Here is a 12586-nt window from a genome sequence, read left to right as displayed (position 1 = left end):
CGATTTGTGTATTATTTGTTTACTGAATAGAGGGCATAATGAGTGATGTGATTAATTCACGCCAATAAGCATCGCGTTCATTTCCCCGTTTACCGGACAGGAATAACGCCTTCTGCGAGGGTGCAGGCACCGTCGCAGAAGGGCCATGGCTCAGAGCAGGTTGTTCTCGGCCAACTCAAGTGCAAAATAGCTGAAAATCAAATCTGCGCCAGCCCGCTTGATCGCGCCAAGGCTTTCGAGCACGACATTACGCTCATCGATGGCGCCCGCCTGGGCCGCGAATTTAATCATCGCGTACTCACCACTAACCTGATAGGCCGCCAGCGGAAGTTCGGTGCGCTCGCGGATATCGCGCAGAATGTCCAGATAGGCTCCGGCCGGTTTAACCATCAGTGCATCGGCACCTTCAGCCGCGTCAATTAGCGACTCGCGAATAGCCTCACGACGATTCATCGGGTTCATCTGATAGGTTTTACGATCGCCTTTCAGGGCCGTACCTGCCGCTTCCCGGAAGGGGCCATAGAAGGATGATGCAAACTTGGTGGAATAAGACATGATCGCTGTCTGGGTAAAGCCTGCGGCGTCCAGCGCCTGGCGTATCGCCTGAACCTGGCCATCCATTGCGGCAGAAGGCGCGATAAAGTCGGCCCCCGCCGCCGCCGCCACAACGGCCTGCTTGCCCAGATTGATCAGGGTGGCATCGTTATCGACGCCGTGGTCACACAGCACGCCACAGTGGCCGTGGCTGGTGTATTCGCAGAAGCAGGTATCCGACATCACGATCATTTCAGGCACGGTGTCTTTGCAGATTTTCGACATACGCGCCACCAGGCCGTTTTCATTCCACGCATCGCTGCCGGTCGCGTCGGTATGATGGGAAATCCCGAAGGTCATGACCGAGCGAATGCCCGCCTTAGCGATACGTTCAATTTCATAGGCAAGACGTTTTTCAGGAATACGTCTTACGCCAGGCATGGCCTGAATATCTTTATAGTCATCAACACCTTCCTCAACAAAAATGGGCAGGGCCAAATCGTTCAGGCTAAGGCTGGACTCCTGAAACATTGCACGCATTGACGCGCTGGCGCGCAATCTTCTGGGACGTTGGGTAAGGGAAAAATCAGACATAGACACTCACGTAGCCAGTTTAAATAAGACGCACAGTCTACTCCGATTAGGTGCAGGCGATGAAGGTTTGTGTGCGGTGTGCAGAGGCAGCAAAAGATTCTCCCGCCTCAGGGGCGGGAGAGAGAGGCGTTACTCGTTGATATTTGGGTGCTGTTCAACCAGATTTTTACGTTTAGCTTCCAGGCGGGCCATCTCGGCGTCGATATCTTCGATTTTCTGCTCGATGTTATCGTGATGCTCCTGCAGAATTTCGCGCGCTTCTTCCATGTCAGAGGCGGCGGGAGTTGCACCTTTCAGGGGCTTATTCGCCGTCTCTTTCATGTAGAGGCCGGTAATCAGGCCAATGACTGCAACCACCATCAGATAGTAAGCGGGCATATAAAGGTTATTGGTCGATTCTACCAGCCAGGCCGCTAACGTTGGCGTCAGGCCTGCAATCAGTACCGATATGTTGAAGGCGCTGGCTAATGCACTGTAGCGAATGTGCGTCGGGAACATAGCAGGCAGTGACGAAGCCATCACGCCGGTAAAGGCATTAAGGATAACGGCCAGCAGCAACAACCCTGCGAAAATCATTCCCAGCATGCCACTGTTGATCATCATGAAGGCCGGAATGGCGAAGATCATCAGGGCGATACTGCCGATAATCACAAACGGACGACGGCCAAAGCGGTCGCTCAGCAGCCCCATCACCGGCTGGACAAACAGCATGCCCATCATGATGGCGATGATAATCAGCACGCCATGATCTTCAGAGTAGTGCAGGTTGTGCGACAGGTAACTTGGCATGTAGGTCAGCAACATGTAATAGGTCACGTTGGTTGCAATAACCAGACCGATACAGGCTAGCAGGCTACGCCAGTGTTTCGTGGCGATTTCTTTGAAAGAGACTTTCGGACCGTCACGCAGGCCTTCGCGATCGCCTTGTTCCAGTTTGTCGACGTGCTGCTGGAACGCGGGGGTTTCTTCCAGGGCATGGCGTAAATACAGGCCAATAATACCCAGTGGCAGGGCCAGGAAGAACGGAAGACGCCATCCCCACGCAAGGAAGTTCTCTTCGCCGATGATGGTAGAGATTAAGACGACGACGCCCGCGCCCAGCACGAAGCCGGCGATAGAACCGAAGTCCAACCAGCTTCCCATAAAGCCGCGCTTACGGTCAGGCGAATACTCGGCCACAAAGATAGAGGCACCGGTATATTCCCCACCGACTGAGAAGCCCTGGGCCATTTTGGCCAACAGCAGCAGAACCGGCGCCCAGATGCCAATGGAGGCATAGGAGGGAATCAGGCCGATACAGAAGGTACTGACCGACATAATGACGATGGTAATCGACAGGATTTTCTGACGACCATATTTATCCCCCAGCATGCCGAAAAACAGGCCGCCTAAAGGACGAATCAGGAAAGGAACGGAGAAGGTTGCCAGTGCGGCAATCATTTGAATCCCTGGAGAGGCATCCGGAAAAAACACCTTACCTAAGGCATAAGCCACAAAGCCATAAACACCAAAATCAAACCACTCCATGGCGTTACCCAAAGAGGCGGCGGTAATGGCTTTACGTAAACGGGAATCATCAATGATGGTGACATCATCTATCCCAATCGGTTTTACACGCTTCCTACGCAATTTCATAGAATTACCCTGTAATGGAACATGAAAGTCCTCAACGGCGCGAACCGAAAACAGCGTTCAGACCGCTGCGTTGAGGAAATTTAAGCATAGCCGTAAAACAGCATTATCTGTCGATCCATCAAAACAACAAATACTGTTGTTATCTGATTTATCGGCCGCAGAGTATAACGTTTTTGTGTGATATTTGTCATGTTTGACCTGAAAACGAACAATTTTACCGGTGGTTTATAGCCGCCCCTGAAGCGAAAAAAAGTCAGGTTCTGCGCGCGTTTGCGTGTTAAGTGAGCGCTGCGGTTTGAGTTCACTCAGCCGTCTGGCTTAAAGCTATTAATAAAGATTAAGGATTGGGCGGGTTAAGGTTTGAGGCTTGCCTATCAGAACGCCTTCGGCAATACTCTTTCACCTTGATTTGGAGGAAGAATGTCAAGGAAAACACCCCTTACTTGCCAGAGCCCTTGGGTGGCGCAGATAGATAGTGTAGAAAGAAAATTAATGAATTCTTCTGAGGTGCCCACGGCTTCCCGGCCTCCTGAGGCGCAGCTCAGTTCTGGATGGCTTAGCTGCCGCACGAAATACTGGATCGACCGCCTGGCTCAATTGAGCGAAGCACTACAAACATCGACCGTGACAGGTAAGCAACGCTCGGAATACGAGGAGTGCCAGCAACTGTTGCAGCAGTCGATGCCTACGCTGCAACGGCTGAATCAGCGCGCCAGTGCGCCTGTTGAGCACGTCATTCAACAGGAAGAGGCCATTGCGGTGGCAATGCGGGCGGCGAGTAAGCAGCGTGCAGCACAGCGAAAAGCGCGTTGATTTAGCGCTTCTTCGCCGTCATTGTGCCGCGTGCGTCAGTAAGTTGCGGCTCAGGTGTTTTCAACCTCAACCGGCAAATGACCATATTGTTTCATCCACGCCACGATCGTGGGGTTATCCATGGGCCTGGCGTAAAAATAGCCCTGGATAAAGGTGACTCCATGCTGCTGTAAATAGCGGAACTGCATTGCCGTTTCGACGCCTTCTCCCAATACCTGCAGCTTCAGTTTATGGCTCAGACTGATAATGGCGTCCAGCACCGGCGTTTCCCCCTCCAGGGATTCGATGGCATTGATAAAACCCTGATCGATTTTTAGGTAGTCCAGCGTAAAAGTTTGCAGGTAACTCAGAGAGCAGTGCCCCGTACCAAAGTCATCAATAGCGACTTTCATGCCTGCCTGACGCAGTTGCGCCAGCTTAGCCGCGACAAGGCTCCCTTCTTTGATCAGGCTCCGCTCCGTCAGTTCCAGAGTAATGTTGAATTCGGTTCTCGCCATCCTGTCAGCAAAATTAAGCATATCGTCAACAAAATCCGGGTGCTGAAGATGCTCGGCAGCCACGTTAATCGCCAGATGAAAGCCGGGGTTAGGCGCCCAGCTTTGCGTGTCTTCAACGATCAACGCCATCAAATGATGGGTAATCGGGATAATCATCCCTTCCGCTTCTGCGGCGGTAATAAAGGTGTCCGGGCGCACGCTGTTACCGTTGGGCAGGGTCCAGCGCAACAGGGCTTCTGCGCCAGTGCAACGTTGCAGCGTGCAGCTGTAGGTAGGTTGATAATGCACGCTGAACTGACGGGACTGAATGGCGCGACGAATTTCATCTCCCCAGGAAAAACGTCTGCGAAGCCAGGAGGCGGTAAGAATCATAAACAGCACGGAAAAAATCGCCGCCATCGGCATAAACACGAAAAGAAGCTGCGTCCATGTTTTAACCAGCTCAGCACCGGGCGCTATCAGGGTGACCTTGATGCTATAGCGGGAAGAGGTGGCATGATAGACCTGAGGCTTAAGCCACCTGTCGTCGGCCATTTCACGATCGCCTGACACGATTGGCGCACCGTTACTAAAACGCATGGTTATCTGATAATGATGCGTACTGCCCAGCGCGCTCATAAAATCAATAAGATACTGCCCTTCAACCATCACCCAGAGGGCTCTGCCAGCTGCCAGCTGGCGCACAAATATCACGGCAGGTCGGTCTGGCACGATGTAAGAACCCGCGATGGACAGGCTCCACCAGTCTTTGCCGGTCACGGGCGGGGCGACGCCAATCATGGCTTTAAGCGTAGCGGGCTTGTTACCGTAAGCAGAAGAGCAGCTTACCGTGTTACTTTCCAGTTTGCCGATACCGCGAAAATAGGGATGGAGAGTGCTATTAACCCGTAGCGTATTTTCTATCTTTTCACAGGGTTGGTACTCATACTGGCGCAGCCAGGCGATCATGCTCCAGGCGTTATCGCTGATTTTTTCTGCCTGAGACAGTAAGGTCGCGGCCGTATCAATTTGCTGTTCTTTTACTGTTTTTCTGGCATCAATTATCGTGAACAACAACCCCAGGAGCAGCGGCAATAGTCCTGCGAGGACAATGAGCGATTTGGCATGCTCATGTTTTCTTTTTATTAGCGGCACCGTAAAAACCTCTGAATCGTGATCGTGTTTTGAGAGGTGCTAAGGGTTAATGCAGCATAGCACGCCAGTTCACGCCGCTGGTGAACGGTCGGAAATCCCTTATTCTCCGATATGGTCAATTATCGACCTGGCAGGCAATTAATTGACAAAAAATTCATGCTATTAGTGAATGCTCACACATTAGTTTGATGGCGGCTGTAAACCGGTCGTGGAAAAGGTGAGCTTGGGGGTGTCCTGAAAAGGGTGCCGCAGCGAAGCCGTGGGAGGAGTAATCCAAAACACGGCAGCCAGAAGGGAGAGAAATGAGAACCCTCTTGTTACCTGGAAAGCGCGGCTGACCAACTGATGACGCGCCATAAATATGAGTACAGCAACCTGTCTAAACTACCCTTTGCCCCGACAGCATAACGACGTCGGGGCAACAACGTTTAGTCCTGGAAATAGATCTGCTTCAGGGCAACTTCGACGCCGCGCAGTTCTGCAAGCCCTTTAAGGCGGCCAATGGCGGAATAGCCTGGGTTGGTGCGCTTACGCAAGTCATCCAGCATCTGGTGACCATGATCGGGGCGCATCGGGATGGCTCGCTGTTCGCCCGCCCTACGGCGACGCTGCTCCTCGGCCAGGATCACTTTGATGACGCCAACCATATCCACATCGCCTGTCAGATGGGCCGCCTCGTGGAAGCTGTTGGGGTTCGTTTCTCGCTTTGTTGCCCGCAGGTGCACAAAGTTAATGCGGTCGGCATAGGTTTCTGCCATCTCGATAAGGGCATTATCCTCACGTACGCCGTAGGAACCGGTACAGAAACAGAATCCGTTATGCAGGCTGTCTACCGTTTCTTTCAGCCACTGCATGTCCTCTTGCGTGGAGATAATGCGCGGCAGGCCAAGAATTGGACGGGGAGGATCATCAGGATGGACGGCCAGCTTAATGCCGACTTCTTCCGCCACCGGCACGATGGCGCGCAGAAAGGTGGCCATATGCTCGCGCAGCCTGGCTTTATCAATACCGTCGTATTGCGCCAGCTGTGCCTGAAATTGTTCGAGCGTATAACCCTCTTCTGCACCGGGTAAGCCTGCGATGATGTTGCGCACCAGCGTGGCTTTCTCTTCCTCGGTCATGGCGGCGAAACGCGTTGCGGCGGCCTGTTGTTCGGCGGCGCTGTAATCTTTTTCCGCGCCGGGGCGTTGTAACAGATGCAGTTCAAACGCGGCAAAGGCATCGGCATCAAAGCGCAGCGCTTTAGCGCCGTCCGGCAGTTCCCAGGCCAGATCGGTACGCGTCCAGTCCAGAACCGGCATAAAGTTATAGCATACGGTATCAATCCCGCAGGCTGCCAGGTTGCGAATTGACTGCTGATAATTGGCGATGTAGTGCTGATAATCGCCGCGTTGGGTCTTAATCGTTTCGTGCACAGGAATGCTTTCAACGACTGACCAGGTAAGACCTTTTTCCGCCAGCAGCGCCTGACGCGCTTTGATTTCGGCTACAGGCCACACTTCTCCGTTAGGGATGTGATGAAGTGCTGTGACAATTCCTGTTGCACCTGCCTGGCGGGCATCGTCAAGTGACACAGGATCGTTCGGGCCGTACCAGCGCCATGTATGTTCCATTATTGCTCCTTGTTGGACGTGTGGCCCAGTGGTCAGGCCGCTGGACCAAGAGTAAGATAGCGCGTAAATTAAGGCCGTGATCCGGATCGCAGCAATATAAATACGTATCATCTGATGCCCGAAAGGCGGCCTGCAACAGGAGAGAGTTATGGGGTTAGCGGTACTGAAAACTGAGCGGCTTTATCGGCAAATTGCTAATGCCATCATTGCGGGCATTCATGGCGGCGATTTCGTGCCGGGCGGGGCGCTGCCGCCCGAACGGGAACTGGCCCGACAACTGGGCGTCAGTCGTTCATCGGTGCGTGAAGCCCTGATAGCGCTGGAGATGACGGGTTACGTCAGCATCCACACCGGTACGGGGGTTTTTGTCGCTCAGACCTTACCGCAACCTTCAGCAGGCAAAGAAACCGAGAACTTCAGCCTGCAGGATCTGCTACAGGCGCGCGAAGCCTATGAGAGCATGCTGGCGGGCATGGCGGCGCGAAACGGCAGTGAGGCCCAGCGTCAGCAGCTGCTGTCCCTTAGCGCAGCGCTCCAGGCATTTAATGAAAACGACGCGGCTTTCATCGAGCAGGATAAAGGCTTTCATCTGCTGATTAGCGAGATGAGCGGCAATGATCTGTTGCGGGAAATGATGGAAAATCTGTGGAACAAACGCGACAGCGCCCATTTCCGCCGGCTGGAACGTCATTATGCCGACAATACCTTTGCAGATGAAATGAACGCGGACCATCAGCGCATCGCCGAGGCAATTGCGTCCGGTGATGAGCAGGCTGCACAGGCGGCGATGAGAGATCATCTGCAGCATGTGCAGCAGCGTTTACTTGGTTAACAGCCGCGAAGGCTTGGGGCGGCCGGTTCCCAGCATAATGGCCAGACGGCTCCCGCCCGGGGTAGTTTCCATTAAAATTTTAGTGATGCTGGTCAGAGGAACGGACAGCAGCATGCCGACCGGGCCCAGCAGCCAGCCCCAAAATATCAATGACAGAAACACCACCAATGTTGATAAGCCCAGACCGCGCCCCATGATGCGTGGCTCAAGCATATTGCCGAAAACCATGTGAATGGCAGTAAACAGCGCCGCCACCATTGCCGCGTCAAACACGCTGTTGAGCAGCAGCGCCTGCAGGAAAGGAGGAATACCGGCAATAATCGGCCCGATATTGGGAATAAAGTTAAGGATAAAGGCCACCACGCCCCACAGTAACGCAAATTTCACGTCCAGCAGGTAGAGCGTCAGCCAGACCGCGATGCCGGTGATCAGGCTGATTAGCGTCTTCAATGCCAGGTAATGCGTCACCCCTTTTAAGGCCTTGTGTAAACCGGCGATACGAATTTTGGGGTTCACAAACGAGTTACGCATTTTATAAGGCAGATGGTGCACCTCAAACAGCATAAAGACCACGGTGAGGATCAGTAACACGGTATTGGTCATCGCGCCTGAAAAGCCACTCAGCGCCACACTGGCCAGATTCATAACGGTATTTGGGTCGAAACGCTGAACCAGGGCATCGGTTGAGATATTGAGATGGATGCTGGCTGCCAGATGCTGAACCACCGCCATTTTCTTTTCCATAATGGTGCGCAGTTGAGGATAGAGGTCGGAAAACTCACTCATCGAGCTTGCCAGTATGGCTCCCAGCAGCAGAATCACGATAAAAATCACCGTAATCACCAGGGTAATCGCCAACCCCCGCCGCAGCCCGCGCCGCATCAGTATCGTGACTAACGGATTCAGTACGATGGCAAAAAAGGCCGCCAGAAGTAACGGGACCAGAATGTCGGAGGCCGCTCTTATCCCGGCAAGGATAATCACCAGCATCGCGAGTTTGATTAAGATATTTTGTCCAATTTTTTCCTGCTGTAACGCGTTCATTCTGTATCTCTACGCATAAATAACTGATGAAAGTGTAGTTGAAGGAAAAGTAACGGTCTGATTTGTTAAGGGAAACGGTAAATCAGGCGAGTTTTTTACCCGATAAATGGCGGAATAAGCCGGATTTCCTGCTGTGTTGCCGTCTGGGTGTTAAAGGATTCTGGGGCGGATCCAGTGAGAAAGCTGTCGGAGACATCAAGGGCAGGGGGCATGAGCGCACAGGCGGTCACCCGCAACGACTGCGTCGCGGGTGAATGTGGCAGGATTATAATGACTGTGCGGATTCGCCCTCTTCTACTTCTTCACGTGCCGGCTTGTCTGCGCCAGGAATGAGAAGATTCAGGACAATGGCGACCAGGCCGCCGGTGGTGGCCGCGGAGCCAAACAGATTCTCAAACATGGGCGGCAGATGGGAAAGCGAAGCGGGAACGGATTCGATTCCCAGCCCGAAACTAAACGCCAGACCGACAATCAGTATTTCCCTGCGCGTTAGCGGAGCCTGACTTAGGATGCGAATCCCCGCCGTGACGACGCAGCCGAACATCACCATTGTGGCTCCCCCCAGCACCGGTGTGGGAATCTGACGCAGCGCTTCGCTGAAAGGCGGAAACAGCCCCAGCAGGATAAGAATGACGCCGACGTAACGGCCGACAAAACGACTCGCCACGCCCGTCATCTGGATCACGCCGTTATTTTGCGCAAAGGTGGTGTTGGGAAAGGCGCTCAGCATCGCCGCAATCATGCAGCTCAGTCCGTCTGCCAGAATGCCGCCCTTGAGACGGGCGCTAAAGGTCTTGTCGGTAATAGATTTACCGGAAATCAGGCTGTTAGCAGTAAGATCGCCCACCGCCTCGATGATGCAGACCAGAGAGACCAGCACCACCGGAATGAAAAGCGTACTGTTGAAGTGAAAGCCAAACGGAAACAGAGAGGGTAAACGAAAGACGCTCTCGCCCAGATCGTGAACCTGAAATTTGCCACTCAGGGCAGCGGCAATACAGCCTGCTGCGATGCCGGCCACGACCGATGAAAGGCGTAGCCAGCGGTTACCGGAGCAGCTCAGCACAACGATGACGCCAAGCGTTAACGCACCCAGCGCCAGGTTACTGAGGCTGGCAAAATCCTGGGCTTTCTCACCGCCGCACCAGTTAATCACACTGACTTTGATCAGGCTGATACCAATCAGCGCAATCACGCTCCCCGTCACCACCGGCGTAAAGACCCGCTTTAAGGTATCGATGAAGCGGCTGACGATGACCGGCACCAGCGCCGCGACAAAGTTGACGCCAAACAGCATCGCCATGATGTCTTCTGGACTGCCGCCCTGTGCTTTGACCCACAGGCCGCCGGAGATGGCCACACCAAGAAAGGCAAAACTGGTGCCCTGCATGCATATCATGCCGGCACCTATGCCCCATACCCGGTTTGACTGCAGAAACGTCCCGATGCCGGAGGCAAGGAGCGACATGCTGATCAAATAAGGCAGCCACGCATCCAGACCCAGCGCCGTGCCGATCAGCAACGGGGGCGTAATAATGCCAACCAGGCCCGCCAGCACATGCTGTGAAGCGCTGAAGAAAGCCTGAAGTGGTGGGATTCGCTGGTCCAGTCCGTACAGTAAGCCGCTGTTTTTTGGGTCAGACATGATTATCTCTTTCGGGTGCAGGGAGGTCCGACGATATTGCATAAAGCAGGCCAGGTTTTGCGTTGTGTCGAGGAATCTCATAAATAGTGCTAATAATCAAAAAGATAGACCGTTACCCTGCGATGCAGGAAAGGCGGTAAGCTGTGAAACACATGATTCCTGATTTGCAATCAGGAAATTATTGGTTCAGAAAATGGCCGTGGTTGAGGGATTTTGCACCACTGTCGTGCACCAGTTTGGGTTAAGGGCGTTGCGCCAGCAGAGTTAACCTTGTCAAAGGCAGGCTGAGGGCAAGAGGCGCGCAAAAAGAAATGTTCATTTCACTATGCGATTTAATGAAACTTAAAAGGAAGGCGGTGTTTTGTCTCTCCCTGCTTATTTTGACGCCTGACCGGGAAGGGACGACCGCATCAGTGCAGGCTTCACGCTGGCGCTTGTCGTCACAGCATACAGGCACTAACTTCCCCCCAGACAAGTCATGTAAAGCCATTGCTGGCGAGCCGTTCAGAGCGACATGCAAAAATGCGATCTGCCCCGCTAAAAAGTAATTTTTCAAAAATATTTATTTGAAAAATTTATTCCATTGTAATAGCTTCTCAGCATGCTTTTGGCTTTTCCTGCCCAGCCAGCATGCCACTTCTTGTGCTTTGCCTGCTGGAACCGTACATACCAAAGAGGCAACATCATGACTATCGTAGGAAATTTTATTGGCGGTAAAACCACGTTCAGTGCCAGCAACGAAACCATTCCTGTGTTCGATCCGGCAACCGGCAAGGTGATCCGTGAACTTACCCAATGCAGCGCAGACGAAGTGGCCCAGGCAATCGACGTGGCGCATGCAGCCTTTCCTGCCTGGTCCAAAACCGCCCCGCTGCGCCGCGCACGCGTGATGTTCAACTTTAAAGCCTTAATGGAACAACATCGTGATGAGCTGGCGGCGCTGATCGTGTCCGAGCACGGCAAAGTCTGGTCTGATGCGTTGGGTGAACTGACGCGCGGGATTGAGGTGATTGAGTTCGCCTGCGGCATTCCTCACCTGCTTAAGGGGGAGAACTCGCCTAACGTGGGCGGCGGCGTAGACAGCTACTCGCTCATGCAGCCGGTCGGCGTGGTTGCAGGGATTACCCCCTTCAATTTCCCCGCCATGGTGCCACTGTGGATGTTCCCTATTGCCCTGGCCTGCGGCAACACCTTTGTACTTAAACCCCCGGCGCTGGATCCGTCTGCCGCCGTGCGCATGGCGGAGTTACTGAAAGAAGCGGGCCTGCCGGATGGCGTTTTCAACGTGGTACACAGTTCGAATGAGAATGCAGAACAGCTTTACAAAGATCCCCGTATCGCGGCCGTTAGCTTTGTGGGTTCGTCGGGTGTGGCTGAGCACATTTACAAAACGGCCAGCGCGCACGGCAAACGCGTGCAGGCATTTGGCGCGGCCAAAAACCACGCTATCGTCATGCCTGATGCTGACCTGGACGCCACGGTCAATGCCATCATGGGGGGCGCATTTGGCTCGGCGGGTGAACGCTGCATGGCGTTGCCTGTCGTGGTCGCAGTAGGCGATGACACCGCCGATAAACTGATTTCGCGCCTGACGCCGCTGATTAAAGCATTACGCGTCGGGCCGGGCATGAGTAAGGGCAGTGACGAGAATGAAATGGGGCCTGTCGTTTCGGCCGCCCATCAGAAGAAAGTGCTGGGTTATATCGACATCGGCGAGCAGGAAGGGGCAACGCTGGTTGTGGATGGTCGTCACCAGAAGGTTGCAGGTTATGAGGACGGCTACTATGTCGGTGGAACGTTATTCGATCACGTAACCCCAGAGATGGTGATCTGGCGTGAAGAAATCTTTGGCCCGGTGCTGAGCATCATGCGCGCGCCGGATTACGACAGTGCGCTGAAACTGGTTAACAGTCACGAATTCGGCAACGGCAGCGCCATTTTTACCAGTAATGGTCACACGGCGCGTGAATTTGTCCAAAACGTCGAAGCCGGAATGGTCGGCGTCAACGTGCCCGTGCCGGTGCCAATGGCATTCCACAGTTTTGGTGGCTGGAAGCGCTCGGTGTTTGGCGCACTGAATGTCCACGGTCCGGACGGCGTACGTTTTTATACGCGCATGAAAACAGCGACCGTCCGTTGGCCGAGCGGCCAGCAAACGGTTTCTGAATTCAGTATGCCGACGTTGGGTTGAGTGGGCGCTGAGTGACAGCGTATTGACGATAAAGGGCGATGGATTAGGAGACGG

Annotated in this window: 9 protein-coding genes; 3 read left to right on the top strand and 6 right to left on the bottom strand. The window is 53.7% G+C overall.

Going from position 1 to position 12586, the window contains the following annotated elements; all coding sequences use genetic code 11:
* Window positions 1-150: 150 nt before the first annotated feature.
* On the bottom strand, window positions 151-1128 hold the full coding sequence (hemB, locus tag EL29_RS16995) for a porphobilinogen synthase (RefSeq protein WP_014594817.1): 978 nt from the start codon (window positions 1126-1128) through the stop codon (window positions 151-153).
* A gap of 129 nt (window positions 1129-1257) precedes the next feature.
* The gene (gene proP / locus EL29_RS16990; RefSeq protein ID WP_013027585.1) at window positions 1258-2763 is read right to left on the bottom strand and encodes a glycine betaine/L-proline transporter ProP; all 1506 of its coding nucleotides are present in this window, start codon (window positions 2761-2763) and stop codon (window positions 1258-1260) included.
* Window positions 2764-3255: 492 nt separating this feature from the next.
* Here proP and EL29_RS16985 point away from each other — a divergent pair, with 492 nt between their 5' ends.
* The gene (locus EL29_RS16985) at window positions 3256-3576 is read left to right on the top strand and encodes a hypothetical protein (RefSeq protein ID WP_022622532.1); all 321 of its coding nucleotides are present in this window, start codon (window positions 3256-3258) and stop codon (window positions 3574-3576) included.
* A 50-nt stretch (window positions 3577-3626) separates the two neighbouring features.
* On the opposite strand, the gene EL29_RS16980 is transcribed toward EL29_RS16985, so the two are convergent.
* Both EL29_RS16980 and uxuA read right to left on the bottom strand, forming a co-directional pair.
* Complete coding sequence (locus tag EL29_RS16980; RefSeq protein WP_013027583.1) at window positions 3627-5207, bottom strand: EAL domain-containing protein; 1581 nt, start codon at window positions 5205-5207, stop codon at window positions 3627-3629.
* A 428-nt stretch (window positions 5208-5635) separates the two neighbouring features.
* A complete protein-coding gene (gene uxuA / locus EL29_RS16975) occupies window positions 5636-6820 on the bottom strand; it encodes a mannonate dehydratase (RefSeq protein WP_014604819.1) in 1185 nt (394 codons plus the stop codon).
* Between the two features lie 148 nt (window positions 6821-6968).
* Here uxuA and EL29_RS16970 point away from each other — a divergent pair, with 148 nt between their 5' ends.
* Entirely contained in the window at window positions 6969-7652 is a 684-nt protein-coding gene (locus tag EL29_RS16970; RefSeq protein ID WP_013027581.1) for a FadR/GntR family transcriptional regulator, read from the top strand.
* On the opposite strand, the gene EL29_RS16965 is transcribed toward EL29_RS16970, so the two are convergent.
* A complete protein-coding gene (locus EL29_RS16965; RefSeq protein ID WP_013027580.1) occupies window positions 7641-8696 on the bottom strand; it encodes an AI-2E family transporter in 1056 nt (351 codons plus the stop codon). The two genes, EL29_RS16970 and EL29_RS16965, sit on opposite strands and share 12 nt — an antisense overlap.
* Before the next feature lie 265 nt (window positions 8697-8961).
* Window positions 8962-10341 carry a nucleobase:cation symporter-2 family protein gene (locus tag EL29_RS16960; RefSeq protein WP_028715893.1) on the bottom strand — a complete coding sequence of 460 codons (1380 nt, stop codon included), beginning with the start codon at window positions 10339-10341 and terminating at the stop codon, window positions 8962-8964.
* A gap of 685 nt (window positions 10342-11026) precedes the next feature.
* Here EL29_RS16960 and EL29_RS16955 point away from each other — a divergent pair.
* Window positions 11027-12532, top strand: a complete 1506-nt coding sequence (locus EL29_RS16955; protein WP_014604821.1) for a CoA-acylating methylmalonate-semialdehyde dehydrogenase — start codon at window positions 11027-11029, stop codon at window positions 12530-12532.
* Window positions 12533-12586: the final 54 nt, after the last annotated feature.

This window comes from Pantoea ananatis LMG 2665 (assembly GCF_000710035.2).
Lineage (GTDB): Bacteria > Pseudomonadota > Gammaproteobacteria > Enterobacterales > Enterobacteriaceae > Pantoea > Pantoea ananatis.
The sequence above is the reverse complement of the archived record's forward strand: the minus strand, read 5'-3'. Positions and strand labels throughout refer to the sequence as shown.